General features: G+C 50.6%; 30 protein-coding genes. 12 read left to right on the plus strand and 18 right to left on the minus strand.

The window, feature by feature from the left end; translation table 11 throughout:
- The first annotated feature begins 223 nt into the window (after nt 1–223).
- Nucleotides 224–2227: a ribonuclease catalytic domain-containing protein gene (locus BLQ17_RS10080; protein WP_176761170.1), complete on the plus strand. Its 2004-nt coding sequence runs from the start codon at nt 224–226 to the stop codon at nt 2225–2227.
- Between the two features lie 6 nt (nt 2228–2233).
- On the opposite strand, the gene BLQ17_RS10085 is transcribed toward BLQ17_RS10080, so the two are convergent.
- Entirely contained in the window at nt 2234–2431 is a 198-nt protein-coding gene (locus BLQ17_RS10085) for a hypothetical protein (protein WP_092222433.1), read from the minus strand.
- 198 nt (nt 2432–2629) lie between these two features.
- Between BLQ17_RS10085 and BLQ17_RS10090 the strand changes: the two genes are divergently transcribed.
- The 4 genes from BLQ17_RS10090 (at nt 2630) to BLQ17_RS10105 (ending at nt 6306) form a co-directional block, all read left to right on the plus strand.
- Nucleotides 2630–3592 (plus strand): helix-turn-helix transcriptional regulator, encoded by a 963-nt coding sequence (locus BLQ17_RS10090; protein ID WP_092222434.1) that lies wholly within the window; start codon nt 2630–2632, stop codon nt 3590–3592.
- Between the two features lie 36 nt (nt 3593–3628).
- Nucleotides 3629–4069, plus strand: a complete 441-nt coding sequence (locus BLQ17_RS10095; RefSeq protein ID WP_092222436.1) for a hypothetical protein — start codon at nt 3629–3631, stop codon at nt 4067–4069.
- A gap of 254 nt (nt 4070–4323) precedes the next feature.
- Nucleotides 4324–4740 (plus strand): glycine zipper family protein, encoded by a 417-nt coding sequence (locus BLQ17_RS22570; protein ID WP_176761171.1) that lies wholly within the window; start codon nt 4324–4326, stop codon nt 4738–4740.
- Between the two features lie 126 nt (nt 4741–4866).
- Nucleotides 4867–6306, plus strand: a complete 1440-nt coding sequence (locus tag BLQ17_RS10105; protein ID WP_092222437.1) for a DNA integrity scanning protein DisA nucleotide-binding domain protein — start codon at nt 4867–4869, stop codon at nt 6304–6306.
- A 56-nt stretch (nt 6307–6362) separates the two neighbouring features.
- Here BLQ17_RS10105 and BLQ17_RS10110 read toward each other — a convergent pair whose 3' ends face one another.
- Complete coding sequence (locus BLQ17_RS10110; protein ID WP_092222439.1) at nt 6363–6617, minus strand: hypothetical protein; 255 nt, start codon at nt 6615–6617, stop codon at nt 6363–6365.
- Nucleotides 6618–6734: 117 nt separating this feature from the next.
- Nucleotides 6735–6929: a 50S ribosomal protein L28 gene (gene rpmB / locus BLQ17_RS10115; RefSeq protein ID WP_092222441.1), complete on the minus strand. Its 195-nt coding sequence runs from the start codon at nt 6927–6929 to the stop codon at nt 6735–6737.
- Between the two features lie 450 nt (nt 6930–7379).
- On the opposite strand from rpmB, the gene resB reads away from it, so the two are divergent.
- The 3 genes from resB (at nt 7380) to BLQ17_RS10130 (ending at nt 10214) form a co-directional block, all read left to right on the plus strand.
- Nucleotides 7380–8711, plus strand: coding sequence for a cytochrome c biogenesis protein ResB (gene resB / locus BLQ17_RS10120; protein ID WP_092222443.1), 1332 nt, complete (start codon nt 7380–7382; stop codon nt 8709–8711).
- Nucleotides 8712–8793: 82 nt separating this feature from the next.
- Nucleotides 8794–9636, plus strand: a complete 843-nt coding sequence (ccsB, locus tag BLQ17_RS10125) for a c-type cytochrome biogenesis protein CcsB (RefSeq protein WP_092222445.1) — start codon at nt 8794–8796, stop codon at nt 9634–9636.
- A gap of 152 nt (nt 9637–9788) precedes the next feature.
- Nucleotides 9789–10214 (plus strand): cytochrome c3 family protein, encoded by a 426-nt coding sequence (locus BLQ17_RS10130; RefSeq protein WP_092222447.1) that lies wholly within the window; start codon nt 9789–9791, stop codon nt 10212–10214.
- A gap of 105 nt (nt 10215–10319) precedes the next feature.
- On the opposite strand, the gene glyS is transcribed toward BLQ17_RS10130, so the two are convergent.
- From glyS to BLQ17_RS10175, 9 genes are all read right to left on the minus strand, one after another.
- Nucleotides 10320–12392, minus strand: a complete 2073-nt coding sequence (gene glyS / locus BLQ17_RS10135; protein WP_092222449.1) for a glycine--tRNA ligase subunit beta — start codon at nt 12390–12392, stop codon at nt 10320–10322.
- Nucleotides 12393–12460: 68 nt separating this feature from the next.
- Entirely contained in the window at nt 12461–13186 is a 726-nt protein-coding gene (locus BLQ17_RS10140) for a GTP cyclohydrolase I FolE2 (protein ID WP_092222451.1), read from the minus strand.
- A 63-nt stretch (nt 13187–13249) separates the two neighbouring features.
- Complete coding sequence (locus tag BLQ17_RS10145) at nt 13250–13609, minus strand: response regulator (protein WP_092222453.1); 360 nt, start codon at nt 13607–13609, stop codon at nt 13250–13252.
- Nucleotides 13610–13630: 21 nt separating this feature from the next.
- The gene (gene galT / locus BLQ17_RS10150) at nt 13631–14629 is read right to left on the minus strand and encodes a galactose-1-phosphate uridylyltransferase (RefSeq protein ID WP_092222455.1); all 999 of its coding nucleotides are present in this window, start codon (nt 14627–14629) and stop codon (nt 13631–13633) included.
- Nucleotides 14630–14634: 5 nt separating this feature from the next.
- Nucleotides 14635–14997 (minus strand): RNA polymerase-binding protein DksA, encoded by a 363-nt coding sequence (dksA, locus tag BLQ17_RS10155; RefSeq protein WP_092222457.1) that lies wholly within the window; start codon nt 14995–14997, stop codon nt 14635–14637.
- Between the two features lie 55 nt (nt 14998–15052).
- The gene (gene moaC / locus BLQ17_RS10160) at nt 15053–15553 is read right to left on the minus strand and encodes a cyclic pyranopterin monophosphate synthase MoaC (protein WP_092222529.1); all 501 of its coding nucleotides are present in this window, start codon (nt 15551–15553) and stop codon (nt 15053–15055) included.
- Between the two features lie 29 nt (nt 15554–15582).
- Nucleotides 15583–16710 carry a molecular chaperone DnaJ gene (gene dnaJ, locus BLQ17_RS10165; RefSeq protein ID WP_092222459.1) on the minus strand — a complete coding sequence of 376 codons (1128 nt, stop codon included), beginning with the start codon at nt 16708–16710 and terminating at the stop codon, nt 15583–15585.
- 19 nt (nt 16711–16729) lie between these two features.
- The gene (gene rpoZ, locus BLQ17_RS10170) at nt 16730–16999 is read right to left on the minus strand and encodes a DNA-directed RNA polymerase subunit omega (protein ID WP_092222461.1); all 270 of its coding nucleotides are present in this window, start codon (nt 16997–16999) and stop codon (nt 16730–16732) included.
- An 80-nt stretch (nt 17000–17079) separates the two neighbouring features.
- Nucleotides 17080–18378 carry an adenylosuccinate synthase gene (locus BLQ17_RS10175; protein WP_092222463.1) on the minus strand — a complete coding sequence of 433 codons (1299 nt, stop codon included), beginning with the start codon at nt 18376–18378 and terminating at the stop codon, nt 17080–17082.
- A 389-nt stretch (nt 18379–18767) separates the two neighbouring features.
- On the opposite strand from BLQ17_RS10175, the gene BLQ17_RS10180 reads away from it, so the two are divergent.
- Together BLQ17_RS10180 and tatC are read left to right on the plus strand one after the other, a co-directional pair.
- Nucleotides 18768–19238, plus strand: coding sequence for a twin-arginine translocase TatA/TatE family subunit (locus BLQ17_RS10180; protein ID WP_092222465.1), 471 nt, complete (start codon nt 18768–18770; stop codon nt 19236–19238).
- Nucleotides 19235–19993, plus strand: coding sequence for a twin-arginine translocase subunit TatC (gene tatC, locus BLQ17_RS10185; protein WP_092222467.1), 759 nt, complete (start codon nt 19235–19237; stop codon nt 19991–19993). The genes BLQ17_RS10180 and tatC overlap by 4 nt, the downstream gene beginning before the upstream one ends.
- Nucleotides 19994–20002: 9 nt before the next feature.
- On the opposite strand, the gene BLQ17_RS10190 is transcribed toward tatC, so the two are convergent.
- Nucleotides 20003–21043: a radical SAM protein gene (locus BLQ17_RS10190; RefSeq protein WP_092222469.1), complete on the minus strand. Its 1041-nt coding sequence runs from the start codon at nt 21041–21043 to the stop codon at nt 20003–20005.
- 20 nt (nt 21044–21063) lie between these two features.
- Nucleotides 21064–21573, minus strand: a complete 510-nt coding sequence (locus BLQ17_RS10195) for a nucleoside deaminase (RefSeq protein ID WP_092222471.1) — start codon at nt 21571–21573, stop codon at nt 21064–21066.
- Between the two features lie 127 nt (nt 21574–21700).
- Here BLQ17_RS10195 and BLQ17_RS10200 point away from each other — a divergent pair, with 127 nt between their 5' ends.
- Nucleotides 21701–22048, plus strand: coding sequence for a hypothetical protein (locus BLQ17_RS10200; RefSeq protein WP_092222473.1), 348 nt, complete (start codon nt 21701–21703; stop codon nt 22046–22048).
- Nucleotides 22049–22057: 9 nt separating this feature from the next.
- Here BLQ17_RS10200 and BLQ17_RS10205 read toward each other — a convergent pair whose 3' ends face one another.
- The 4 genes from BLQ17_RS10205 to BLQ17_RS10220 form a co-directional block, all read right to left on the minus strand.
- Complete coding sequence (locus tag BLQ17_RS10205; RefSeq protein WP_092222475.1) at nt 22058–22549, minus strand: FmdB family zinc ribbon protein; 492 nt, start codon at nt 22547–22549, stop codon at nt 22058–22060.
- A gap of 51 nt (nt 22550–22600) precedes the next feature.
- On the minus strand, nt 22601–23674 hold the full coding sequence (gene aroB, locus BLQ17_RS10210; RefSeq protein ID WP_092222477.1) for a 3-dehydroquinate synthase: 1074 nt from the start codon (nt 23672–23674) through the stop codon (nt 22601–22603).
- 174 nt (nt 23675–23848) lie between these two features.
- Complete coding sequence (sat, locus tag BLQ17_RS10215; RefSeq protein ID WP_092222479.1) at nt 23849–25126, minus strand: sulfate adenylyltransferase; 1278 nt, start codon at nt 25124–25126, stop codon at nt 23849–23851.
- A 173-nt stretch (nt 25127–25299) separates the two neighbouring features.
- The gene (locus BLQ17_RS10220) at nt 25300–25767 is read right to left on the minus strand and encodes a GspH/FimT family pseudopilin (RefSeq protein WP_092222481.1); all 468 of its coding nucleotides are present in this window, start codon (nt 25765–25767) and stop codon (nt 25300–25302) included.
- A gap of 321 nt (nt 25768–26088) precedes the next feature.
- On the opposite strand from BLQ17_RS10220, the gene BLQ17_RS10225 reads away from it, so the two are divergent.
- The gene (locus BLQ17_RS10225; RefSeq protein ID WP_092222483.1) at nt 26089–26646 is read left to right on the plus strand and encodes a GspH/FimT family pseudopilin; all 558 of its coding nucleotides are present in this window, start codon (nt 26089–26091) and stop codon (nt 26644–26646) included.
- The last annotated feature ends 5 nt before the right edge of the window (nt 26647–26651 follow it).

The raw sequence follows: 26651 nt of genomic DNA on the forward strand, positions 1-26651 counted from the left end.
GGCAATTATCCCTGGTACACTATATTGTGACCCATTTGTCATTGACGATAGACAAACCGGAGAACATGGCACTATAATACGCTGCCGGGATATTGCTTCTATAATTTAACGCGATATCCGGTATACTTTGAATTGTAAATTCTATTCATTGAATATTTAAACAAAAAAGTGTAATTCTTCGCCACTTAAATATTAATGTAATCAAGACCCACCACACACTTCAATGATTGTTGCCGGAAAACTCATAGAATACCTCGACAACGGAAAATTTGTCTGTGCTCTGGTAACAGAGAGCCAACCGAGACGGGTGCGCATTCTCAATCAAAACGGCCGTGACGTGAACCTGCCGCTCTCCAGGGTCGTTCACTGCTCGAAGACCACCCACTCCACCGAGGGGAGCAGGGAGTCCCTGGCCAGATCTCTCCAGGAGGTTACCGAAAAGCGTTTTTCCCTGATGGAACTTGTCGATCTCGAGGAAATATGGGAATTGGCCACAGAGGCTGACTCTTCGGTATTCACCCCCTCGTTTCTTGCAGAACTGACCTTTGGCGAGGAAGCCAACGACGACAATGTTTCGGCTTTTCTGCGGTGTGTGTTCAGCGATAAACTCTTTTTTAAATACAAGGAAGGGAGGGTTCTTGCCAACAATCCTGAAAAGGTGGAACAGCTCAGAGTCCAGCAGGAAAAAGAGGAGAAAAGGGCCCAGTTGATACATGAGGGGGCAAAGGCGCTGGCCGCCCTCAATGACAATTCGTTCAATCCGGCCGACCTCACCCCGCTGCACCATGAAACACTGAACCTGATCAGGGATTTCTACCTCTGCGGCACCGACGCCGCCGAAGCTGAAGTCGCCCAGAAAGTGCTGAAGCAAGCCGGCCTCACCACCCCCCACAGCCCCTACTATCTCCTGGTGAAAGCCGGTATCTGGTCGCCAAACGAAAACCTGCCTCTGCTGCGTGCCGATCTGCCGGTCAATTTTTCCCTGGCCTCCAGACAGCAGGCGGAACTCGTCCTGCAACGGGGGCAGGCTGAGCTTTTTGACGACCCTGGCCGCCGGGATCTTACCCATCTTGGGCCGATCACAATTGACGGCCCCACCACTCTCGACTTTGACGACGCGCTGTCTGTTGAAGAACAGGACGGCAACTATCTTGTCGGAATACACATCTCCGATGTCGCCCACTACGTGAAGCCCGGAGATCCTCTTTTTTCCGAAGCAATGCGGCGCGGCACCTCGATCTATTTTCCTGAAGGACAGGTTCCCATGCTGCCCAGGCATCTCTCCCAGGGGATTTGCAGCCTTATCCAGGACGAAGTCCGGGCCGCTTTCAGCTTTATGATCCTGCTCTCTGCCGAAGCGGAAGTTCTCAATGTCAAGATAGTGCCGTCGATCATAAAGGTCAGGAGGAGGCTTACCTACGATGAAGTGGACAAGATGCTCGACAGCGACCCGGAGATCGCAATGCTTGACATGCTGCGCAAAAAACTTCGGCTGGCAAGACTTGAAAAAGGAGCGCTGCTGCTCCCATTTCCCGACGTTAATATCTTTGTCGAACATAACGGCAAAGTGCATGTCAACCTGGCAAAAAGCGACACTCCGGCACGTACCATCGTGTCCGAAATGATGATTTTGGCCAACAGGGAAGCGGCCAAATATATCGCCGACAGAATGGTGCCGGGGATTTTCCGGTCGCAGCCTGAGCTGCAGACTAGGGTCGTTCACGGCGAAGACGACGACCTGTTCCAGAATACGCTCCAGCGCAAACATATGCCAAGGGGAGAGCTTTCCACCATCGCCAAACCCCACTCAGGGCTTGGGGTCGCTCACTATACCACCATAACTTCCCCTATTCGCAGATTGCTTGACCTGGTCATGCAGCACCAGATTAACAGCATTGTCCGCCGCAGGGAACCCTGTTTTACAGAAGAGATGTGCAAGGATTTCACCTCCGTCCTCACCAGGACGGTCACCACCGCCAACAATGTTCGACACCAGCGTCAGCGCTACTGGCTGCTGAAATACCTCGAAGACCGTAAAGGGCAGTGTCTTGACGCCATCGTCATACAGGCAGGCCCCAAACGATGTAACCTGCTGCTTACGGATATCCTCATGGATATCGACCTGGCGACACCGGGGGGCAGAGGGATAAAACCCAACACTGTGGTCAAGGTCAAGGCGCTGAAAATTTCACCCCTTGAGAACATGGTCCGGTTCGACTGGTGCTGACGTGGTTTATTTTTTTCCGCGGTCCGTCTTTATCTTTATTTTCTGCCCCTCCTGAAAACCGTTTACGTTTTTTCCGCACTCTATCACCATCTTCGTCTTCGCTCTGGTCACCACCACACACCTGGCGCTGGCCGCATAACAGGAAGATGACAGCAACAGCAGGCAACCCAGGCCGACAACGGCTGCAGTCATTAATTTCTTCATAGCTCCTTCTCCTGCATATCTTTTGTTTTATCGACACAACTCTTAGTTTCAACTTCTACCTTAGAGCCGATAAAGCCGGTTTTGAAGGCGACATGGGGCAATGTCGGGACCTTACCGGTAAAGTTTTTTTTGCTTTGTCTGGGAAAATATTTTACTTTCTGAACCAAGACCAGCCTTTTACCTTTACCTTACAAGACTATGAGCGAAAACTCCTTTCCCGGCCCTATGACCATGGTCAGAATCGACGGGGCAAAAATCAAACGACTTCGGGAACAGCAGGGATTGACTCAGTTGTATGTGGCAACCGGGGTTGAGGTTACAACCGATACAATCTCAAGATGGGAGAATAAACGCTACCCGAGCATCAAGCGGGAAAACGGTCTGAAACTTGCGGAGACCCTTGGCGTCTGTCTTGAAGATCTTCTTGAGGACATAAGCGAACAGGAGGATGCCCCCCCTCCGAAAGACGATCCGCCGCCAGGTGAGGTGACTTCAGGCCGCACTGTTTCCCAGGCCGGGGAAACAGTGCGGGCGAAACGCCCCCTGAAGGCGCCCTGGTCGCTATCCCTGGCCCTGCTTATTTTGCTGGCCCTGCTATTCTTCTTTTGGTTCCGCTGGTACTCCCCATCAAAAACCGTGGTGTCAGCCGTCAGGATAGCTCCGGAACACTGTCTTCCTAACCGGCTGGTGCCGATCCTGATCGAGGTAACATCACCAGCAAAATCCCCAACTGCCCTGATCCTCAAGGAACAGCTGCCTGAAAATGCTGAACTTCTGTCTTTTTCCCCCGCCATTTCCGGAGACAAAACCGACAGCTCCACCATCCGTTGGCTCGGCAAGATAAACGGCAACACCACCTTTGCCTACAACGTAAAATTTTCCGGTTCCCCGGGAGACACCATCTCTTTTAGTGGGACCAGTTCGGTTTCGGACAAGGATGCGCAGGACCTTGCGGGAACTCTCCACTTGAAACTGTCCAGCTATCACTGGGCCGATGAAAACCTTGATAACGTTATAAACGACAAGGAAATACTGACCGTTTACGACCGTTACAGCGATATTGCCGGGTTAGAGGAGGAGATTGATCTTGTTGAAGAGATCTGGCTCGGTTCCGGCTACCGCTGGCATAGTGATACCGGACGGATCGAAATCCTCGACTAAACGTTTTTTACAATTGGTAGAACGCAAGAGAACATTATGATAAATACCTCCCCGCCTTCAACTCATCCTGCTGCCGGAACCTGTTTTCACCGCAATATCCTGTCTGTTATCCTGTTCTGCTGCCTGGTCGCTGCACCGGGTGCGAAGGCGCAGGCAGCAAACGGTGTTTCAGCAGGCTTTATTTCATCAGACGACAAGAATATCGTACTGAGTATCCGGATTTCCCATCCTTCCCCCGCCACGCTCATCGTCGAACAGTATCTCTCACCCGGTAACGCCATTGTCAGGACCAGTCCGCCGGCAAAGAAAATCAACCGCAGAAACGGCGTAGTCAAGTGGCTTTTCACCAACGTCAAAACCGGAACACTAAACCTTGTCACGACCCTCGATCGTCCGCTATCTGGTACAATAAAGGCTTCCATCCGGTTCCGCGATCCACGGACCGGAAAGTATACCGAGTTCCAGGTTCACCCGTAAAAACATTTACCGGGCAACTTTTTCCCTTCCTCCTTCTTCCTCGCCGTTGGCCTGCGCAGCCAGCCGACCCGTGGTGCCGGCTCACTCCGTTCTCTCTTCGGTCCACCCAAACACCCCGCAACAAGCGCATGTCTACCCTATGTCGGGTCCACATCGTGGCGATATCTCCTTATGTACTCTTCTTTTATCTCCTTTGAGCACTTACAAAGAAAGAAAAAGCAGAAGACAAACCACGACCAAGAGGAGGAAGCACCATGAAAACAGCAATCAGTTTTTTCGCAGCATTTATCATCGCCCTGGTTCTCACCTGCCAGGCCCAGGCAAGAAACAACACGGCCAACGGTCTTATAATAGGCGGCGGAACCGGAGCGCTGGTCGGACAGGCCATTGGTGGAAACACGGAGTCGACGCTTATCGGCGCAACATTAGGATCAGTTGTCGGGGTCATTGTCGCAAACAACCATGATCGCCGCCATCGTCCGCCAATCGTTCACCACCCCCAGAGACCGGTTCCCAGGTATTACCAGAAGCGTTATGTCCCCCATTACCGCATTCATCAGCATTGCATTACTCGCAAGCCGGTACGGTACTACCACGACAGCGGGCACGATCGGTCTTTCCATCGGTACGGGTATGACCAGCGGTATCGAAAAAACCATAACCGCTGGTAACAGACCTGCGGCGAACAGCAACAAATTGTAATTTCCCGTGAAAAATCGGTGAGAGAGCGATGATTTATGGTATGATGAAGAGCAGGGAGAGTCGAATTCTTTGTTCTTCATCAAGGACCGTAGCCTGTGACTAATTTCAAATTCATCAACAGATGCATCAGTGACACCCTGACCGGTTTGCGCGACGGGCTGTCACTGTTTTCCGGCCCCAGCCGCTCGGCAATAATTTTCAGCATCAAAAAAAACGAAGAACTTTATATCTGCGACCCGCAGAACCTGCTGCGTGGATACGAACCAAAGCTGAAAGCGATCTACCTCAACAGCGACAACTGGTGCAGCCAGTTTGATCCGGACAGCAGCAACATATCCTACAACCGCATCGAACCCCAGGACAACCTGCAGCTCGACGGTCTGATCTCCAATGGCGGGAGCTCCTATCCCGTATATTACCAGATGTGGTTTACCGATCATCACCCGAATCTCTGCTCACTCTGCCCGACCGAATGCTGGCTCGAACATGCGGTATTACGACTTTCCCACGACATCGCCAACGAGAGCAATCTCTATACCGGAATTTCCGGCAGTTTTCTCCGCGAATATGCAACCCACGCAGTCCATGACTGCCTTGTGGACATGTCCGGCATGTTCCTGGGCCTTGACGTGCAGATACAAATTTACCCGATGCTTGAGGCGATCCTCGGCATATCCAAGACCAATGAAGAAGGTGCCCGGCCTTTCGGGACGCTCTGCTACGTCGAACCCAGGCTCCTTGACCGTATAGATTTTCTGACAAAATTCAGGGGGACTGACAAACCCCTTCTGACCAATTTCAAACACGTGAGAAAACTCCTCCAGGCCGTGGAGCACTCCCATCGCAGCCTTATTGCCGACGGCAAAAATATTGTCGGTATTGCTGGAAAAAAACCGGACTTTTTCCATATCGCAGCAGATTTTCAAGGGAAACTTGGGTTCATTTCGGCAAACGAGGAGACCATCTGCAGTTTCCAGGACGGCAGCTACAGTTCCAATACCCACCGGGCGAAGCTTTTTGAGGTAGAAGAAGCACTGCTCGACTTCAATATCGACCCGGAGGTCAGAAACGACATATTCAAGATCGTAGCGTCCCTGGTGCACAATGCAGAGGATAGGATGTTCGGCTGCTCCATCGTAATCGACCTCTCTCCCGAGCCAATCGACATATCCGGGCAGGCTCTCGCCCCGTCAATCGATCTCAGGGACCTTGACAAACTGCAGCTTGCCGGAGCGCTTGCAAAGGTTGATGGGGGGCTGCACATCAGGGCGGATCTCCATCTTCACAGTTTCGCCTGTCTTCTTGATGGATTTCGGGTAAAAAACGAGAACCGGGCACGGGGGGCCAGGTACAATTCGGCGCTACGCTTTACCGCGCAGCATCCGGAGACTATTGTCGTCGTGGTATCTTCCGACAGACCGGTATCGGTATTTCAGCAGGGGCACGAAGTTGTCTCTGGGTACAGTGAGGACGGTTACCTGCAGTGTAACCTTTATCCGCTGCCACTCAAAGACTGGCTCCAGGAAGCGGATTAGCGGTTTTTTCGGCAATCTTGTGGTGGACCCACCGTGCACGGCACAAAAAATTAGGACTATAATTCCCTGACCCAGGTGGGGATGCGATTGAGAATATAATTCTGGACAGCTTCCTTTCGCTCGCCAGCCTCGACTTCGCCCACGTCTTTTATGACCTCTTCATAATCGAACCAGCACAGCTCCTTGTCTTCGATGCTGTACACGGTGAAGATCCTTTTGTTGGGACGATCTATATCCTCTTCTTCCTGGATAGCCCCGACAAGAGCAATCGCGTCCTCGTAACTGATGAATTCAATCTTTTCTTCGCTCATTATATTGCCCCGATAAAGATAACCTGGCCTGCAACGCTCCAGGCCATTTTTCCCGACTAAATAGAAAAGGCGAGAGAATCCCGATCCTCCCGCCCAAACTCCTGAATAATCAGCAACTTATGCTGTCTTGACGACGGCTCCGGAACGAATGCAGCGAGTGCATACTTTCATCTTTTTGGTATTGCCGCCGGAGGTGGCCATACGCACCATTTTCAAGTTGGGCAACCAGCGTCTTCTCGTCTTGTTATGGGCATGGGAGACGTTATTTCCTGTTACCGGCCCTTTACCACAGATTTCACATACTTTAGCCATAGCATTCTCCTTATATGCGGCATCCCGTCTACGTTGAGGTAGGGGAAACTTTGAATTGTGCATTAGTTATTAAAAATCGCAATTTTCCTTTTTACCTTCTTTTTTTTTGTAAGGCAAGTTTTTTCAATCTTTTTGCAATTATTAATATCCTTGCCCCACCCTAATGCCACGCATGAGAACCATGGCCTGCACCTTCAAAATGCATACGGTATCAGCTCGGCAAAAATCTGTTTTTCCAGACACGCCGGGAGCGGTAGTCTCGTCCGGGCCGATGGAAAATATCAGATGACGATTTAAGTTACAATCTTGGCAAGGTGTGGTATGGTATTGCTTCTCATTGTCGGGAGAATTAAATCAAATTGACTTTAATCAAACCCTTCTGAATCCAATCGAATAAGATTTTTTCAGTCCACCTAAACTATCAACCACTACCTGAAACTCGACTGTTCCATGAATGTGCTTAATCAAATTTGGGATTTTTTCGCCTCTGTCAAGCTGGCTATCTTCACCCTCTGCACCCTCGCGGTAACGTCCATTATCGGTACCGTTGTTCCCCAGGGTGAGCCGGCTGCGTATTATGTGCAGAATTACGGCATCAAGCTTGCCAGATTCATTGATGTTCTCGATTTTTCCAAGATGTACTATTCCTGGTGGTTTCTCGGCCTGCTTGGACTGCTCAGCGCAAACCTTATTATCTGCAGCATTGAACGGCTGCCGAGAGTGTGGCGCCTGATAACCGCCGATAACGGTGATGTCGCTGCGGAGAACCTTAAGAAAATGACGCTCAGCCGCACCTGGACAACCACAGCCGACCAACCGCCCTTATCCGGCGACCAGTGCCGGAAACTGCTTGAGGAAGCTGGCTGGAAACCTGCGGCCAGAAAAGACCGCCAGGGCAACCTGCTTTTTTTCAGCCAGAAAGGGAGATGGAGCCGCCTCGGCGTTTACTTCGTCCACCTCTCCATACTCGTGATTTTCCTCGGAGCTATCGTCGGCCATTTCACGGGATTCAAGGGCAGCATAATGATTCCCGAGCTGAACCTGGCCGAGAAAATATTTTCATCAAAAAACCAGTCCACCATCGATCTGGGGTTTGCCATCCGGTGCAACAGCTTTGCTATCGATTTCTATAAAAACGGCATGCCCAAGGAATACCAGTCCAGTCTTACGGTGATAGAAGACGGCAAGGAAGTTTTTACCAAGACCATTGAAGTCAACAGTCCATTGCAGTACAGAGGAATAACCTTTTATCAATCCAGTTACCAGGGCTACAAGGACTTTATTTTCACCATAACTGATGAATCCGACGGTGATGCCAAGACATTTTCGGTCCCGTTCCAAAAACAGTTCACCTGGCAGGACAAGCAGGTTCGTTTCGGTGTCGTCAATGCCGAAGCTCTCGGCCAGAGGGTTACGCGGTCGAAAATCTGGTTCAAGTACGGCGATAGTCCCGCAGTCTCCAAATGGCTTGATGACAACACCACTGAGGTCTTTGACGTGGGAACCGGACGATTCGCCGTATCGGTAAAGCAGATGTACGCCACCGGCCTGCAAGTGGCAAAAGACCCCGGGGTATGGATTGTATACCTGGGGTGCCTGTTGATGCTGCTCGGTCTCTATATGGCTTTTTTCATGTCCCACAAGAAAATCTGGCTCCATTTTTCAGAAAAAAATCACTCCTCGGAACTGATACTTGCGGGAAGTGTGAACAAGAACAGGTTCTCCTTTACCAGCCAGTTTGAAAAAATCGAAGAACATATCGACAAAAACGTTACCACTTGATATGTTTAACAAAAACATAGCATAACAAACAAATGACTCGTAATTAACTCGATCAGGTCGAAGAAAACACGGAGCATCACCTATGGAAAGTTCTCAATTGCTCGGCATAACTACCCTAACCTACCTGCTCGCGACCTTGCTCTACGTAGCGCTTCTGGTATTCAAGGCCCCGCAACTCGGGAAGTTCGCAACCGTTTTCACCTTTATTGCCTGGCTGGTCCAGACCGTCGGCATCGGGCTGCGCTGGGTAGAGTCGTATCAACTGGGTATCGGCCATGCCCCTCTTACCAATATGTACGAATCCGTGGTATTTTTTGCCTGGACCATCGCCATAGTCTATCTGATTATTGAATGGAAAGTGAAAACAAAGGTTATAGGCGCTTTTGCCATGCCTTTTGCCTTCCTGGCGATGGCTTATGCATCCTTTTCCACCGATATCAGCAAAACCATCAGTCCACTGGTTCCCGCGCTTCAGTCCAACTGGCTTATCGCCCATGTAGTTACATGTTTCGTCGGGTATGCCGCTTTTGCCATTGCGGCGGGACTAGGCGTCATGTACCTGCTCAAAAAGGACGACGGCGAGAAAACTTCCTTTCTCGCCACACGATTTCCGGAAAAGCGGGTCCTCGACGATATCACCCACAAGACAATGGTGTTCGGCTTCATCTGGCTGAGTGCCGGAATTATTACCGGGGCAGTATGGGCCAACTCCGCATGGGGCACCTACTGGAGTTGGGACCCTAAAGAGACATGGTCGCTGATCACCTGGTTCTTTTATGCACTCACCCTGCACGCGAGATATACGAGAGGCTGGGCCGGAAAACCTATCGCCCTGCTGTCGATCTTCGGTTTCATCTCGGTTCTCTTTACCTACTACGGGGTAAATTTTCTGTTGTCGGGGCTACACAGCTACGGTTCGGGCTGACCCCCCCCAGGTGCCACAACGTGGCATTGTCATTTTATTTCAACAGGTTATGGTATTTGACAAGGTTAAGGAAAAACTGTATATAATTAGACTTGAGAGTTTAGAACACAAGACATGTTCAAGAGATAATTTTACCTAGACGAGGAGTCATCATGCTGAAAAAAATTCTTGCCTGTAGCGCGATAGCAATGCTGGTTCTCACCGGATCTGCGGTACTTTCCATGGGAAGCGACACCGGGCCTGAAGAGATAACCATGGTTGGTTCAAAAAGCGCTAAACCCAAGCCCGCGGTCTTTCCGCACAAGATGCATCAGGAAAAATTCGAGTGCGCAGAATGCCATCACGGCATGGCGGACGGAAAGCAGGTTCCGTACGCAGAGGGCATGGAAATCCAGAAATGTGAGACCTGTCACAACGAAGAAGTTCTTGCCGGAAAAACCGCAGATAAGCTCAAACTCGACACCATCAAAGGCGCAGGACACGGCAATTGCCTGGCCTGTCATAAGGAAATGGTTAAAAAGGATGCCGAGCTGAAGGCGAAAAAAATCAACAGCTGCAAGACCTGTCACCAGAAGTAATCCAGATATTGCTTCCGGGTAGACCGGACTGAATAAAAAAAAGGGCTGTCCCGCGCTTACCGGGACAGCCCTTTTTTATTTTTTTTCTCAGGCGTTCGCTGCAGATCAATCCTGGAACCTGGAGATATCTCCCACCATCAGGAACAGCTCACCAAGGGCTGTCAACAGGTTGAGCCGATTCTGCCTTACCGCCTCATCATCAGCCATGACCATGACCTTGTCAAAAAACGTATCTACAGGCTCCTTCATTTTCAGCATTGCCTGAAGCGCGCCAAAGTACTTTTGTTTTGCCACCAGCGCACCCATTTCCAGGTTGACCTCCCTGGTCAGTTCATGGAGTTGGGTTTCAGCTTCACTTTCAAACAGGTCGGCGTCAATTTCAGTGGATTTGTTGTCCTTGATAATGTTCTTCACTCGTTTATATGCGGCGGACAGCACCTCAAATCCTGCATCCTTGCGGATTTGTGATATCGCATCTGTCCTTTTGATGCAATCATTGACATCATTGAATGCCACCGATACCGCGGCTTCCACCGCGGCCGCCTCAGCGCCGCCGGCGACACTGTCATTGACAAAACGGTCCCGGATGAATTTCATTATCGCATCGACAGTGTCAGCCGATCCGTTAACCTTGCTGCCGTAAAGCGCCAGAGCCTTGGAGCAGATCTCTTCAAGTAGAAGGGAGTAGTTCTTTTCTTCTATGATATGCAGTATCGCAAGGGTAATCCGTCTCAAGCCGAACGGGTCAGCCTTGCCGGTGGGAATCTGGCCGATCCCGAAACATCCGGCGAGAGTATCGAACCGGTCGGCAAGCCCCAATATCGCCCCGACATCCGATGTCGGGACCTCAGCCCCAGCGCGTTTGGGCATGTAGTGTTCCTTGATTCCCAGGGCAACCGCTTCCTTTTCACCGTCGTTAAGCGCATAGGCGCTTCCCATTGTTCCCTGCAGGGAAGGAAACTCGCCGACCATCTCGGAAATCAGGTCTGCCTTGCACAGTTCGGCGGCCCGACAGCAATCCTCGGTCAACGAACCGTCAACCTTTTCCGCCAGAATCCTTGCCAGCTTGGCCAGCCGGTCCTTCTTTTCACGCATCGTCCCGAGTTTGGCCTGGAAAATAATACCATCCAGTTTATTAACCCGTGACTCGAGTGAAACCTCCTTGTCACTGTTGAAAAAAAACAGCGCGTCTTCCAGGCGGGCTTTCAAAACTCTCTGATGCCCCATTCTGGTAATTTGCGGATCGTTGACCGTGGTGTTGTTGACCGCAACGAATCCGGGCATCAGGTTGCCTCTGTCATCCACCACCGGAAAATATTTCTGGTGCTCTTTCATGGAGGTGATCAGCACTTCGGGTACCAGTTCCAGGAATTTTTTTTCAAAAGTTCCACATACCCCAACCGGGTTCTCGACCAGATTGTTGACGGTGTCGACCAGATCTTGATCGATGAAGACCCTGCCCCCGGCCAGCTCCTCTGTTCTGGCAACGGCCGCCTCGATCTCTTCAATAACTTTTTGCCGCCGAACTTCATGATCCACCATTACCTGGTTTGCCAACAATTTTTCCCGGTAACTCTGGGGATTGTCAATCTCAATCCACTGGTTGGCATGGAAACGATGGCCCCGGCTCTTGGTTGACGATTGCACTCCGGCAAATTCAAGGGAGACGACATCTTCGCCAAACAGCGCCACCAGCCATTGTACCGGCCGCGCAAAGGTAACATTGAGGCTTCCCCATCGCATCGATTTTGGAAATGAAAGATCGTTGAGCAGGGCCAGCAGGAGCTCGGGTAGAAGATCGCCGGTCGGCTTTCCTGTTACTTCCCTGATAAGCATCATATACTCCCCTTTGGGAGTATCCACCACCTTGAGCTCATGCACATCCGCTCCCTTGGAGCGGGCGAAACCTTCCGCCGCCTTGGTCAGGTTGCCCTCATTGTCATATGCCGCTTTTTTTGAGGGACCGAGCAGTTCCTGCCTCATATCTTCCTGCTTTTCACTCACATCCTTGACCATCAGGGCAAGTCTTCTCGGCGTTCCCGTTACGTTGATGGAACCGTGACCGATTTTAAGTTCAGCAGCCCTGCTGCTGAAGCCCTTTGCAAGTTGATCGTATGCAATGTTCATAAAACCTGCAGGAATTTCTTCAGTACCTATTTCAAAAAGTAGATCACGCATAATCCAAATTAGTAGTTTTTTATTTATTGTTTCTCGTCAGATGCGGATACGAGGTCTTGTACGTAACGTCACCGGGACTCCATGGTGGCAAACATGGAACACTCCTCCCCGAAATTGTGTACGGTCAGGGAAAACCATTTTATGGCTTCGACTTTTTCAAGATGTTCGCCGACAGTCTTGGCCAGAGTCTCAACGGACAGTGTAGCTTTAGCATTTTCCAGCATCTTGTTCAACTCGAGTTCTATCGCGTTTTCGATCAGCACGATGATATCTTCTATCCAGAAGAACTGGTTGAATCGAACACTCACCTCAACTTTTCCCCAGCTGCCCATGGACCCCGGCAACCTCCGTGTCTTGCTCTCGCTTATCGGCAGGCTTATGGGGACGTCCACACTGAGGATGAGATCGTCATCTTTTTCAAGAGAACCGTGCATAGCACACTGGTAGTTGCCGAGTCTGCCTGCTCCGGACTGGTTCTTTTTCTTTAAGAAATAAGGGAATTCAAGCTCCAGGTGACTCGCTTCAGCGTCAAGCCTGTCCTTCATTTTCCCAAGAATGGCGGCAAAGCTTTTAATGTCTATTTCCCCATGAAACTCGTTGAGGATCTCGACAAACCTGCTCATATGAGTTCCCTTGAACTTGTGGGGCAGGTTCACATACATATTGGCCTTGGCGATTGTGTGCTGTTTTTTCTGCGCCTTATCCCGAACGGTTATGGGATAGGAGACGGTTTTTACGCCAACTTTTTTTATATTGATCCTGCGGCTGTCAAACTGGCTTTGAATATCTTTCATAAAACGATCTGTTTCCCTGTTGCTTACTCTCTTGAACCTGGTGATAACTTTCGTCGGTCAAGTCTACTTCTTTTCCGACAACAGACGTCTCACGCTGGCCTTGAGGTCGTCGAGATTTCCGGATTTAACGATATACTCTTCGGATGCCCAGCTTCCCAGGTCGCGTTTATACTCCTGGTAGGCGCTGGAGAGTATCACGGGTACGTCGGCCTTGAGTTTTTTCATCTGGCGCAAAACCTCAATGCCGGTCTTGCCTGGCATGTGAATATCAAGGATCACGAGATCGACGGCTTCATTACTGAATTTTTCCAGCCCTTCATCCCCGTCAAAAGCCGATATGACTTCATACCCCTCGTCTTCGAACTCCGCTGTGTATACCGTATGGATAGACTGTTCGTCATCAACCAGCAATATTTTTTTCATCGCCAGCCCCCCTTTACCGGTCTAGTTCTCAACCTGCCGCAGGTATGCGGCAGCCTCTTCCGGAGGAAGCGGGTTGATGTAGAACCCGGAACCCCATTCGAACCCGGCAATTGAAGTTAATTTAGGAACAATTTCAAAATGCCAGTGATAGTACTCAAGATTCCCGGACCTGAGCGGTCCGGTATGAAGGACAAAATTATAAGGAACGTTTTTAATGCACCCGCACAGCCGCTGCAGGGTCTCCCTGAAAAGTTCAGAGAGCGCCTCCAGCTCCCTTTCGTTCATCTCGTAGTATGATGATCTGTGGGTTTTCGGCAGGATCCACATTTCAAAAGGGGTCCTCGGCGCAAAGGGAGTGATGGTGATAAACAGTTCGTTCTGGCATACGACCCGTTCTTCCTGCTGAATTTCCTGGCGGATGATGTCGCAGAAGATACAGCGCTCCTTATAGTTGAAATGGGACTTTGCACCTTCCAGTTCGGAAACGATCATCCGGGGCAATATGGGCAGGGCGATCAGCTGGGAATGCGAATGCTCTAGTGAAGCTCCCGCTGCCTGGCCATGGTTTTTGAAAACCATGACGTACTGGAATCTGTGATCTTTTTCAAGATCGAGGATACGTTCTTTGTAAGCCTGGAAAACCCGGGCCATTTTCTCGGGACTGAGGTCGGAGAAACGCTCATCGTGATCGGGACACTCTATGACCACCTCATGGGCCCCGATTCCGCTCATTTTATCAAACTGGCCGACCCCTTCCTTGGCCAGTTCCCCCTCTATGACCAGAGCAGGGTACTTGTTCGGTACCACCCGGACATCCCACCCGGGACTGTCTGCGGGGCTGTTGCCGGGACGTGCCGCATATACCTCAGGGGGAGTAAACGACTCATTGCCGGGACACAGTGGACAGAATCCACCGCTGCCTCTGCTGACTTCCACAGGAAAATCCGTGGGCCGCTTCTGTCGTTCCTTGGAAATGATGATCCATCTTCCCAGGACGGGATCTTTGCGGAGCTCAGGCATCTCGCCTATAATCCTTTAGATTTTTCCTGCTTTTCCTGGTTTGTCTTGCAATCGATACAAAGGGTGGTCACCGGCCGCGCCTCAAGGCGCTTAAGACCAATAGGCTCATCACACTCCTCGCAGATACCGTAGGTGCCTTCATCAATACGCACCAGGGCTTCTTCTATCTTGGTAAGCAGCCTCCGTTCACGTTCACGAATTCGCAGTTCAAAGCTTCTTCCGGACTCCAGCGTAGCGCGGTCATTGGGGTCGGGGACATTGCTTGTCTGATCTGTCATTTCAGACATTGTTTTCCCGGCTTCTGCCCAGATTTCCTCTTTCTTGCCCTGAAGTTGATGACGAAAAAATTCGAGTTGTTCCTTATCCATTCACTTTCTCCTCAGTCGACCAGTAAATCATCGAACCCTGCACACGCTACCGTCGTTACGACCGGATATACGTGCCACTTTTACCACCGGTTTTCTTGATCAGGCGGATATCGCCGATAACCATTGACTTGTCAACCGCTTTACACATGTCATAGATGGTCAGGGCCGCCACCGAGACCGCGGTGAGCGCCTCCATTTCCACCCCTGTCTTACCGCTAATACCTACAGTTGCAAATATTTCTATCGTATAGTCCTCGTCCCTGAATGAAAAGTCGAGGCTTACCTTGTTTATAAGAAGAGGATGACAAAGAGGAATCAGGGAGTCCACCTTTTTGGCCGCCATTATTCCGGCAACCCTGGCAATGCCAAGCACATCGCCTTTTGCCACGGTACCGCTTTTGGCTTTTTCAAAGGCTTGCGGCGACATCCTTATCCAGCCTGCCGCATCGGCAACCCTGACGCTATCTTTCTTGCCCCCGACATCGACCATAATCGCATTGCCCTGCGAGTCAAAATGGGTCAATTCCCCCTGATCTGTCTTCTCTTCGCTGCTCATCATTGTTTTATCCGGGCTCAAAACAACTTTTAGTTTCTGCCCATCACCTCATTAAACAACTTCTTGAAAAACCCTTCTTCGTCTTTATGCTGACCGTGCTGTTCGCAAAGAGTATCGAACTCTTTCAACACTTTCTTCTGTTCCTCGCACAGATTGGTCGGGGTGAGGACCTGGAGTTCCACGACCATGTCACCCTTTCCGTGCCCCCTGAGGTTGGTTACCCCTTCTCCCCTGATGGTGAAAAGGGTTCCTGATTGGCTTCCGGCGGGTACCTTGAGACTCTTCTTGCCGTAAATCGTCGGCACCTCCACCGTAGCTCCCAGCGCCGCCTTGACCATTGGTATCGGAAACTTGCAGTATATCGTATCTCCGTCCCGCTTGAAGAACTCATGTTCAACGACATGAATCACCACATAGAGATCCCCGGAGGAGCCGCCGCGGCGACCGCCTTCCCCTTCCCCCCGGAGACGCATCCTCGCCCCGGTATCTACCCCGGCCGGGATTTTCAACGCCACTTTCTTGGTTTTTTCAACCAGTCCCATACCGTGACAGTCGTTGCAGGGATCGGTAATGATGGTGCCCTCTCCGTGACACTGCGGACACGTGGAACTCATCTGGAAGAATCCCTGCGAGCGGACCACCTGACCCCTGCCGTTACAGCTGGGGCATGTCTGTCTCTGGCTTCCGGGCCTGTTGCCGGTTCCCTCGCAGGTCCAGCAGGTATCCTTGCGGGTCAGCTGCACCTCTTTGGAGGTACCGTGAACGGCGTCCATAAAAGAGATTTCCACGTCGTAACGCAGATCGTTACCGGGGATTGGTCCGTCTCTTCTGGCCCTCGCCCGGCCCCCGCCGCCAAATCCGAACAGGTCTCCGAAAATATCGCCGAAACTTGAGAATATATCCTCAGCCGACCCGGGTCCGCTGTAGCCACTGTTTTTTAATCCATCGTGACCGTAAGTGTCATAGATCTCTTTTTTTCGCTGATCGCTGAGCACCTCATAGGCTTCCGTGCACGCCTTGAAATTGTCCTCGGCTTTTTTGTCGTCAGGATTCCGGTCGGGATGATATTTCATTGCAAGCTTGCGATACGCTTTTTTTATCTCGCTTGCACTGGCACTCCTGTCGACCCCCAGGACTTCGTAATAATCAATACTCATGGGCTGCTTTTTTCTTTCGTTAAGATATGGCTGTGGTTTTCTCGCTGAGATCCTCGTCAGTCTTATCGGGCGTATCGTACTGATCCGGCAACTTGTCAACGTTGGTGAAGTTGACTTTACCCGCTGCGATCTCTCTTAGGGTCATCACAATTTCCTTATTCTTGCCATCGGCAAGAAAAGGTTCTCCCTGGCGGTGCTGCTTGATTCTTTTCACCGCCAGATGAATCAGGTTGAACCGGTTCTGATTGCCCACCTTATCCAAACAGTCTTCACAAGTAATTCTTGCCATAATTCAACATACCTCTTTTATTTTTCTGCGTCCGTAACACTCTTGACAATGAGGCTGCAAGGCCTTCTGCCTGAAAGTATTTATTTGTCAAAAGGGTTCTGTAAAAGCAGGGTTTCCTTTCTGTCCGGCCCAACCGACACGATGTTTGCCGGGGCACCGGTCAGATCTTCAACCTTGCTGATATAATCCCTGGCCTGCTGTGGCAGGTCGTCGTAGTTCCGGACATTTTCGATATCCTCTTTCCAGCCTTCAAGATCCTCATAGACCGGGGTAACCGCGGCAGCTTCCTTGATATTGGAAGGCATCGCCCGGACGGTCTCGCCCTCAAGTTCGTAAGATTTGGCGATTCTGATTTTCTCCTGGCCGCTCAACACGTCGAGCTTGGTGATTGCAAGCCCGGTAAGGCCGTTGAGCCGTACCGCATCTGACACCACCACCCCGTCGAGCCAGCCGCATCTGCGCCGTCTTCCTGTTGTGGCCCCGAACTCATGCCCTTTTTGCTGCAGCTGATCGCCCACCTCGTCAAAAAGCTCCGTTGGAAACGGTCCCGCGCCAACCCTTGTGGTGTACGCTTTCATAATGCCTACCACAGCATCTATATATACGGGGCCGAACCCTGATCCGTTGCATGCGTTGCCGGCAATGGTATTGGACGAAGTCACATAGGGGTAGGTCCCGTGATCGATATCCAGATGGGTTCCCTGGGCGCCCTCAAACAGAATGTTCTTGTTGTCTTTTCTTGCGTCATCAAGTTCAACCGAGACGTTGCCGTAAAACGGTATCAGTTTTTCCGCATACTCCTGAAACTGACCATAGATGACGTCGTAGTCAACCGGGGCGGCGTTGAATTTTTTTGTGAGAAGGAAATTCTTCTCATCGACGGCCGCCTTCAGCTTCTCTTTGAACAGTTCTTCATCTTTCAGGTCACCCGCCTTAATACCGACTCGCCCGACTTTATCTATATAGCAGGGTCCGATACCTCTCCCGGTGGTTCCGATCTTCTTGCCGTCGGCAAGAGCCGCCTCCCTGGCCTGGTCGAGACTGGCGTGATACGGCATAATCAGGTGCGCCCGCTCACTGATCATCATCCTCTTGGGAGTCACGGTAAGCCCTTTGTCCTTCAGCTGGTCCATCTCCCTTATCAGAACGCCGGGATCGATAATGACACCGTTGCCTATCATGCACTTCTTGTCTTCGTACAGGATACCAGACGGAATAATGTGAAAGATATATTGCTTCCCTTCGACCACGAGGGTGTGGCCCGCATTGTTGCCCCCCTGGAACCGAACGACATAGTCGGCGTATTGAGTGAGCAGATCTACAATTTTCCCTTTACCCTCGTCTCCCCATTGTGTACCAACAACCACTACACTGGACATCTACTTTCTCCTCTTATGAGGTTTTATTCAAAATGAGCAGTGCCTTCACGGTCCCCCAAAAGACACATCGACACAAGACAAACGGGTTACTATAGTCAAGGGACCTGCGGATGTCAATCAAACAAATACGGTTTCGGCCAGGATCGCCTGAAGAACACTGGAAATTTCAACTCCATGGAGTAAGGTGCAGCCTTTTAAATCAAGGTTTGTCTTTCGTTGACACCATTTCGTAAATACCGTACAGTTTAGCCGGACACCCAACGGCAGGATCCCCCCTGGTACTGATTTATCAGCCGATACTGTCACATATTAAGTACAGAATGATTGTTGTTCTACGAAATATTATCATATCCTCAGGCTGAATGAGTAAAACTATAAGGTAAATCATCATGTTTGGAATCGGCTTGCCCGAAATGATCCTTATCATGGCGCTTGCCCTGATTGTCGTCGGACCGGACAAACTGCCGGACCTGGCCAGGTCACTTGCCAAGACCATCATGGATCTGAAAAAAACCGCAGAAGGCCTGAAGGAAAGCCTTACAGCTGAAGAGAACCCGCTGGATGAAATCAAGCCGGATCTCGAAGAGGCGGCAAAATCGCTCAGGGAAAACCTGCTGAATGCTCCGGAGAACGTTACCGACGAGATAGTCGGCAAGGACGGTGTCAACAGTCCTTTGGAAAATGCGCAGGAGTCATATCAGGATCTGCTGGAGCAGACCGGCAAGGTGTCGGACTCGGGCGAACTCGTAAGCGAGGACAACACCACGGACGCCAACGAGGCTCCTGAGCAGGACGCAGGAATGCAACGGGACGACACTGTAAAACAGGACGATAACGGAGATACCCCGCGAAAGCCATGAGCAATTTCGATCTCCAGAAAACCATTCCGATTATTGAGCGCAGCCTTGATTTTTTCCGTCCGCACCACCTGGAACTCAGGCAGCGGGTCATCAAGATATTTATCGCGATCCTGTGCTGCAGTGCCGTCGCCTACATCTTTGCCGAGCGGATCGCCCAGCTGTTTATCGCCCCGCTGTTCAGTGCCAGCCCGCTGGTATACAAACTGGTCTACACCAACCTTCCCGAGGCGTTTCTGGCCTATATAAAGCTGGCTCTCCTGGTGGGGATCATTTTCGCCATGCCGGTGGTGCTCTACCAGATGTGGATGTTTGTGGCGCCGGGCCTGAAGAAAAACGAAAAAAAGTTCATTGCCATCGTGGTGTTCTGGGCGACCCTGCTTTTTATCGGCGGCACCTGCTTCTCCTTTTTCGTCGTCTTGCCGAAGATTCTCGCGTACTTCATGAGCTACACGAGCGAAGGTCTCGAGCCCCTGCCCAAGCTCGGCAAATACCTCACCTTTGTGGCAAGAAGCCTGATCACCTTCGGTGTCGCCTTCCAGATACCGTTTCTGGTGGTGATGGCGGCAAAACTGGACTTTGTCTCACCGGCCTACTTCCGCCAGAAGCGAGCCTACTTTTACGGCGCCATCATCGTGCTGTCCTTTCTTCTCACCGCCGGCGACTTCATGGCAACCGCCCTGCTGGCCATCCCGCTGTTTGCGCTCTATGAAACAGGAGTCTTTTTAAGCCGGTTGTTCAACAGAAAAAAAGGCTAAGGCAATCTCTCACCCCTTGATCTCCTGCTTCAACAGGCAGCAACTGATACGATATACGGGGTTGTGATCGTCGTCATATTCGATGGTATCCGGCTGCAGGAGCTTGTTCATCACGCACCCCTCGGCAATTTCAAGCTGAAAAAACGAACTCTCGGTCAAGCCGTTTAGTGCCGTCAGCCTGTTATCGCATATTTCATAGCTGTGGATGGGATGATCCTCACAGAGCGGGCATTTATAGACCCTCCCGTTCGGAAAGATAAAATAGTTCTCGGCGACATTTCCGGCACACTCAAAGACTTCTCCCTCTTCGAGAAACACTTTGGGAAATGTCACATGGATTCCGGCGGCGGCGGCTTCTTCGGCAACCCGCGGCACCACCGCCAGCCACTCCTCCCGTGCCACCTGGCTCACCTCTTCACCTTCAGATATGGCGGAATTTCCCCGTAATCCGAGCACCTGGATAAAAAACTTGTTCACTTCAAGCTCTGTCAACAGTTCGGTCATCCGGTGCAGGTGGTTGATGTTCTTTCGGCTCACCGTGTAGATCACACTGACATTAAAGCCGTTTTTCACCGCTTTTTTGATGTTCGCAACGCAGGTGTCAAACACCCCCTCCCCACGGATATCGTCGTTTACTTGCGGGTCGGGCCCATCCAGGCTGAAACTGAGAAAATCAAGTTCTGAGGGCGTCACTTTTTCCAGAAGATCGTGAAACAGGTAGCCGTTGGAATCTACGGTAACGTCGTATCCCAGCTTTTTGGCACTGCGTATGGCCCGTGAAAGATCGGGATGCAGGGTCGGCTCGCCGCCTAGAATAATCAGGTTGGTTTTTTTTCCAGGGGCAACAAAAATCTTAAGCCACTCCTCGATCTCGTCAATCCCCAGCTGTCCCGTACCGTGCTGCTCTCTGTTTATGTAGCAGTGTTTGCAGGCGAGGTTGCAGCCGGTGAGAATATGAAAAAAAACATTTCTCTCCCCCGACCTGAAGGCAACGGTTCTGGCCTGGCTCTTTGCTTTTTTTGGTGATACATGCAGCTCTTTGTTTTTCATAGCACCTTACAGATATTTTCTTATTCCACCAGCTGGTCAAGGGTGTATTCGGCCAGCAACGTGCCGCGCAGATAATCATTGCCTGGAGTTGCAAAAAAAATCCGAAACAGCTCAAGGCTCTGGCTGCGCATCACCCCTCCCGTCACCACGACGTCCATCTCCTGATAAAGGGGCGTAAGGCGAGCCAGGTCAAGTGCGGTCCCGCCGCCCATCGCGTCTTCATAACTGTACACGATGTTTCGTATACCGTTGACCAGAAGAGTTGAAAAACACATCAGGCACGGCTCCAGGGTACAATACACTGTAACCCGGCCCATATCGACCGTTTCGTCAGTATCGAGCAACTGCCTCAGCGCAATCATCTCGGCATGATCCAGTTCATTGGGTCTGCCGGAAGAGTTGCGCCGCTTTCCCGTGGCTACCACCCTGCCCTGATACTCCATGACGCAGCCGACGGGAAACTCTCCTTGTTCCAGTGTTTCCCTGGCCTGGTCCAGCGCCTGTTGCATATATATCTCATGCCGCTTCATATTTTACCGTGTATATCATAATTCTTAAACGCTGCAAACCTCTGCGATATTGCTTATAATTTAAGTCGGTTTATAGTATATACAAACAACCGGCTTGCAGAAATTTCACACTTTGAAGGATACCCCTATGGAACACAAAGATCTCTGGGATCTTGAAAGCGCAATGAAAGTTCTTTCGCACCCCACGGTGGACAGCAAACTCTGGGCAGAAGCGGTCGAGTGGCTCATCGTCAACGGACCGCCCGAGATCAAGAAAATGCTGCTCAAGGCGTCCGCTGCTGCTACCGCCAGCTCCTTTCCGGATTTAAAACCCGTGGACTTCACCCCAGACGGAGAGCCCGTCTACGATATCAAGGCGCTTGCCAGAGAACTGAACATATCTGAAGAAGAGGTGCAGAAGATCCTTGCTGAAAAAAAAGCCATGCTCGATATCAACGAGTTCTTCGACAACACCGACAACGGCACCACCCATTAGGGCCAGCTTTTACTCTAGTTTGTACAGCTTCTCATCATGCAGGGGGGCTGTCCGTTTTTTCCCTGGACTCTTCTGCATGGTTGCAATATAAAAGTCTTCGTCGCCCAGCCGGTTCTCCATCTCCTTTTCCACCCGGTCCGGGTCTTCACCCGACTCCATGCGTGAAATAGCCTCCTCCATTGAATCACCAAGACGCAGTCCGGTCTCAGAGGTGAATTTTCGCATGAGCGAGGCCATCTGTCTGGGGTCATCCTCTTTCATATGCTCCGCTTCGCTCATCAAAGATTCGAACGCCCGCTCCATCCTGGTTTCGTCAAGTTCTGGCGCAATTCCCCGCCCCTCTTTCTCCGCCCCGGTAATGGCAGCAAATGTTGACAGCTGCCTTGTCATCTTCTGCTGTCCGCACCTTGGGCAACTGGGAATCTTGCTGGTATTGACCCGTAAGGAGAGAAAATTAAAAACCGTGTTGCACGGCTCGCAGTAAAATTCGTAAATGGGCATGACAATATGTTGGATACGACTAATCCTGAGAGTTGATTTTCACCCGCGCCGTCAACCAAGGACGATGTCGATCTGCTGTTCGGTTACATCGGCGCTGATAACGGTGTCGCCGATTGCTGTCGGCAGAACGTAATGAACCTTGCCCCCGACCACTTTCTTGTCGGTGAGCAGGTATTTCTTGATCAGGCTCCTGTCAAGTTCGGCAGGAACCGAGGTCGGCAAGCCGTAATCGTCAAGCGCCCTGACTATTCTGTCCCGGTCGCCTTCCGGAAGAACTCCTTTAAGGCAAGCTAGTCTCGCCGCAGCAGCCATGCCGATGGAAACCGCCAGGCCGTGGATAATAGTGTAATTGGATGCGCCCTCCACCGCGTGGCCGATGGTGTGGCCGTAATTCAAAATACGCCGAACGTCGCCTTCTCTCTCATCTTCCGCCACAACATCAGCCTTTATGAGGCAACAGGTGGCGATGGTCTTTTCCATCACAGCCGGATCGAGCTGCAGGATTCGCTCCCTGTTATGCACAAGAAAGTCAAAGAACTCCCGGTCACGGATGACACCGTACTTGATCACCTCGGCAAGCCCGCCGAGCAGCTCTTGTTCCGGCAGCGTTTTCAGGACCAAACTGTCAATGAATACCCCTTTGGGCTGGTAGAAGGCTCCGACCAGATTTTTCCCTTCGGGGATATCGACACCGGTCTTGCCTCCCACGGAACTGTCGACCTGGGCCAGCAGGGTTGTCGGCACCTGGACAAATTCAACACCTCTCATATAGGAAGAGGCGACAAATCCGGCAATATCACCGGCAACACCGCCGCCAAAGCCTATTATGCCGTCCTTTCGGTCAAAACCTTTGCTGGCAAGGGCGCTTGCCAGCGCTCCGACGGTTGCAAGATTCTTGTTTGCTTCGCCGTGGGCAAAGGTGATCAGCTCACTGTCAAGACCTTCCCTGTCCAGGGAGTCCATGAGGGTTTTACCGAACAGCTGAGCGACCCTGTCGTCTGAAATGACAGCATATCTTTTGGCAATTTTCCGCTTTTTCAGCTCCGCGCCGATATTCTCCAGTATCCCTGAACGGATAATGATGGGGTAACTCCTTGCGCCAAGACCGACCGTTATTTCCGACATTTTCTCTCCCGTCTTTCAGGCTGTCCAGGATCCGTCATCCTGTAATATGTAAGGTTCAGTAAAACAGCCAGACCAATATAGCCCAATGTAAGGTTTTGCCCAAAGGAAATTCAAAAAAAAAGGAGACATCACCCAGAGGTGATGTCTCCCGATACAGTACTAAAAAGTGCGTTATTACATGGCGTCGCCGGATGCGGCACCCTGCATTTTCACTTCAACTTTTTCCTTCAGGCTGCCATAGTACACCTTGAGGTGATCGAGAACTTCGTTACGTCCGAAGTGATCAACGATTTCAGCGCCGTCGGAAAGAGCTTTACGCAGTTTGGTTCCGGAAAGAATTACGCGGCTTTCCTTGTTGTGCGGACAGGTACGAAGAGATGCCATACCGTCACACTCGTGGCAGTAGAAAGTCCAGTCGATCTTCATCGGCTTGCACTGGAGATCTTTTCCTTCGTCACCGGTGCTCGGGATACGATCAAAGATTTCCTGAGCTTCGAACAGGCCGTAGAAGTCACCAACGCCAGCGTGGTCACGGCCGATCAGCATATTGTTGACACCGTAGTTCTGACGGAAGGTTGCATGGAGGAGACCTTCACGGGGTCCTGCATAACGCATATCAAGCGGATATCCGGCGTTGATTACGTGCTCTTTTACGAAGTAGTTCTCGATGAGAATATCGATTGCCTGGATACGGGTCTCTGCAGGAATGTCACCAGGCTTGAGGTTACCGATAAGAGAATGGATCAGCACGCCGTCACATACTTCCACTGCGATCTTGGCGAGGAACTCATGGGAACGGTGCATCGGGTTACGCAGCTGCAGAGCGGCAACGTTGGCCCATCCGCGCTCTTCAAACATTGCACGGGTTTCAGCAGGCTTGAGGTAAACACCGGGGTATTCCTTGGGGTATTCGCCTTCGGAGAGAACCTTAACCGGTCCGGCCAGGTTGAACTCTTTCTGGTTCATTACCATGATAACGCCTGGATGATCTTCTTCAGCGATTTCCCAGAATTTTCCGTCTACCGAGTCTTCACCTTCGCCCATGAACACTTTTTCACATTCCCACTTCTTGTCGGCGTCGGTCATTTCGTATTTCTCTTCCACCAGCATGGTGGCGAAAACCTGGCCTTTTCTTACAAGCGCGATCTCGGAACCTTCAGCGATCTCTGCAGCATCGGCCGCGGATACGTCAAGGGTGATCGGAACAGGCCAGAAAGTGCCGTCCGCCATCTGGAAGTTTTCACAAACACCTTTCCAGTCAGCTTTTTTCATGAACCCGGTCAGCGGAGAGAAACCACCTATTCCAAGCATAATCAAATCGCCTTTTGCGCGATCGGAGATTTCAATCTGCTTGAGATCAGCTGCTTTTGCCTTTTCTGCTTCCAGCTCAGCACCTTCAAGTAAAGCACATACCAGACCTTTTCCACCATGGGGAGCAACTAATTTAGACATGTAAGCCCTCTTTGTTAAATTTATACAAATAAAACTAAAAGCCAAACCACAACAAACAACTATGGCTGGCATACTGAACGAGCATTCATTACAGGGGTATATTTATATGGATAATTGGACAAAAGTCAAGGGAAAAGCTTACCGAACAACCAGAGATATTTTGTTTTGACATTTTACTTTGCGATACGAATTCTACCGATCGGACTCAATATAACTCTGGCGTAGACCTGATCCTTATTCCACACGCAAATCGTACCTCCACTCCCCCAGGTACTCCCCTTAAATCTAACCCTGTTATTTGCAAAATTTGTAGTAAGGCGCATACCAGACTCCACATGATTTTCGCCGACTATAGTTTCACCCGGTTGCCTCGTCCAGTCCCCCCGCCCCTGTCCATTTACTCCACCGTCCTCAAAAGCGACAAAATTATCAGGTTCAAACTGAACGACAACAGGTCTGTTGCGTTTAGCAGCTTCTCTTTTTGCCAGATGCAGCACAGAGTAAATTTTTCTTACCTCTGCGTTCAGGTACTCCCTTCTCAAGGTGTTCTTCAGATAAGGAACCGACAAGACTCCAATGACTGCGATCACAACGAGACAAGTTACCAGTTCTACGAGCGACATACCTTTTTGACGGGACATTATTCCATTTGTCTGAGCTGAATTTTATGAGAAGCAATATTAAGTCTATCAGCTGCTTGAAACAAAAACCTTACCCGTGCTATCCTGTCCTTAAACAAAAAGCTTTTTTGTTAATTTTTTTTACATCACCGCCCTTTATTGTTAATTTTTTTTATAAAAAAGCACCGTCCACATCCCTCTAAAACAAACATGCTCTTTGCACAATTCACCTGTTTTCAATGCGATAGCAGCACAATATTACTGCAGAAAACTGGTACTTATATTGCTAGGCTCTAGTATTATAAGCTGCAATTTCAACATCTTCATTAAATCGACACCATTATGAAAAAAGACCAAATAACAACCACTGGATTTACCCTGATTGAAATAATGGTTGCTATGGCGATTATTGCCCTTTTTGCAATCTTTGCCGCGCCGGCAATGGTAAAACTGGGACCGAACATGAAGCTGAGACAAGCTGCCATGGATCTCCACAGCAATCTACAGAAAATGAAACTTGAGGCGGTAAAACGAAACCGGAAAACCCAGCTAAACATAACAATGTTTGACTGTTCCTCTTTTCCTTCTTCTTCAGTTCCTTCTCCAGGCGGTCTTTACACCATAAGTGTCGATGAGGACGGGAATGCGACGACGATCGATGAATACCTGGAATTGAGCGATGACAGCGGCGATTCCGCTCCGGACACCGATTATGATATGACCCCGGGAACAGCTCTGTGTAAAAACTATTCCACACCTAACGGTGTTAGCGTCTTTTTTTTCACGCCTGACGGTCTGTGGTCTGAGGATGCGGCATTCGAACTACACAACAATAAGGGTTCCGGCTACAAGATCTCAGTTTCCAAAGCCGGTGCAATTACAACACATAAATTGCCATAACCAGC

The sequence above is a fragment of the Desulforhopalus singaporensis genome (assembly GCF_900104445.1).
Lineage (GTDB): Bacteria > Desulfobacterota > Desulfobulbia > Desulfobulbales > Desulfocapsaceae > Desulforhopalus_A > Desulforhopalus_A singaporensis.

Coding starts and splice junctions, on each gene's coding strand:
- dnaJ (WP_092222459.1), bottom strand. CDS start 16,710: ATGAGTATTGATTATTACGAAGTCCTGGGGGTCGACAGGAGTGCCAGT.
- BLQ17_RS10085 (WP_092222433.1), bottom strand. CDS start 2,431: ATGAAGAAATTAATGACTGCAGCCGTTGTCGGCCTGGGTTGCCTGCTG.
- sat (WP_092222479.1), bottom strand. CDS start 25,126: ATGTCTAAATTAGTTGCTCCCCATGGTGGAAAAGGTCTGGTATGTGCT.
- dksA (WP_092222457.1), bottom strand. CDS start 14,997: ATGGATAAGGAACAACTCGAATTTTTTCGTCATCAACTTCAGGGCAAG.
- BLQ17_RS10175 (WP_092222463.1), bottom strand. CDS start 18,378: ATGTCCAGTGTAGTGGTTGTTGGTACACAATGGGGAGACGAGGGTAAA.
- BLQ17_RS10130 (WP_092222447.1), top strand. CDS start 9,789: ATGCTGAAAAAAATTCTTGCCTGTAGCGCGATAGCAATGCTGGTTCTC.
- tatC (WP_092222467.1), top strand. CDS start 19,235: ATGAGCAATTTCGATCTCCAGAAAACCATTCCGATTATTGAGCGCAGC.
- BLQ17_RS10110 (WP_092222439.1), bottom strand. CDS start 6,617: ATGAGCGAAGAAAAGATTGAATTCATCAGTTACGAGGACGCGATTGCT.
- rpoZ (WP_092222461.1), bottom strand. CDS start 16,999: ATGGCAAGAATTACTTGTGAAGACTGTTTGGATAAGGTGGGCAATCAG.
- ccsB (WP_092222445.1), top strand. CDS start 8,794: ATGGAAAGTTCTCAATTGCTCGGCATAACTACCCTAACCTACCTGCTC.
- BLQ17_RS10225 (WP_092222483.1), top strand. CDS start 26,089: ATGAAAAAAGACCAAATAACAACCACTGGATTTACCCTGATTGAAATA.
- BLQ17_RS10180 (WP_092222465.1), top strand. CDS start 18,768: ATGTTTGGAATCGGCTTGCCCGAAATGATCCTTATCATGGCGCTTGCC.
- BLQ17_RS10190 (WP_092222469.1), bottom strand. CDS start 21,043: ATGAAAAACAAAGAGCTGCATGTATCACCAAAAAAAGCAAAGAGCCAG.
- BLQ17_RS10220 (WP_092222481.1), bottom strand. CDS start 25,767: ATGTCCCGTCAAAAAGGTATGTCGCTCGTAGAACTGGTAACTTGTCTC.
- BLQ17_RS10145 (WP_092222453.1), bottom strand. CDS start 13,609: ATGAAAAAAATATTGCTGGTTGATGACGAACAGTCTATCCATACGGTA.
- BLQ17_RS10090 (WP_092222434.1), top strand. CDS start 2,630: ATGAGCGAAAACTCCTTTCCCGGCCCTATGACCATGGTCAGAATCGAC.
- BLQ17_RS22570 (WP_176761171.1), top strand. CDS start 4,324: ATGAAAACAGCAATCAGTTTTTTCGCAGCATTTATCATCGCCCTGGTT.
- BLQ17_RS10205 (WP_092222475.1), bottom strand. CDS start 22,549: ATGCCCATTTACGAATTTTACTGCGAGCCGTGCAACACGGTTTTTAAT.
- galT (WP_092222455.1), bottom strand. CDS start 14,629: ATGCCTGAGCTCCGCAAAGATCCCGTCCTGGGAAGATGGATCATCATT.
- moaC (WP_092222529.1), bottom strand. CDS start 15,553: ATGAGCAGCGAAGAGAAGACAGATCAGGGGGAATTGACCCATTTTGAC.
- BLQ17_RS10140 (WP_092222451.1), bottom strand. CDS start 13,186: ATGAAAGATATTCAAAGCCAGTTTGACAGCCGCAGGATCAATATAAAA.
- resB (WP_092222443.1), top strand. CDS start 7,380: ATGAATGTGCTTAATCAAATTTGGGATTTTTTCGCCTCTGTCAAGCTG.
- aroB (WP_092222477.1), bottom strand. CDS start 23,674: ATGTCGGAAATAACGGTCGGTCTTGGCGCAAGGAGTTACCCCATCATT.
- BLQ17_RS10080 (WP_176761170.1), top strand. CDS start 224: ATGATTGTTGCCGGAAAACTCATAGAATACCTCGACAACGGAAAATTT.
- BLQ17_RS10195 (WP_092222471.1), bottom strand. CDS start 21,573: ATGAAGCGGCATGAGATATATATGCAACAGGCGCTGGACCAGGCCAGG.
- glyS (WP_092222449.1), bottom strand. CDS start 12,392: ATGCGTGATCTACTTTTTGAAATAGGTACTGAAGAAATTCCTGCAGGT.
- rpmB (WP_092222441.1), bottom strand. CDS start 6,929: ATGGCTAAAGTATGTGAAATCTGTGGTAAAGGGCCGGTAACAGGAAAT.
- BLQ17_RS10095 (WP_092222436.1), top strand. CDS start 3,629: ATGATAAATACCTCCCCGCCTTCAACTCATCCTGCTGCCGGAACCTGT.
- BLQ17_RS10200 (WP_092222473.1), top strand. CDS start 21,701: ATGGAACACAAAGATCTCTGGGATCTTGAAAGCGCAATGAAAGTTCTT.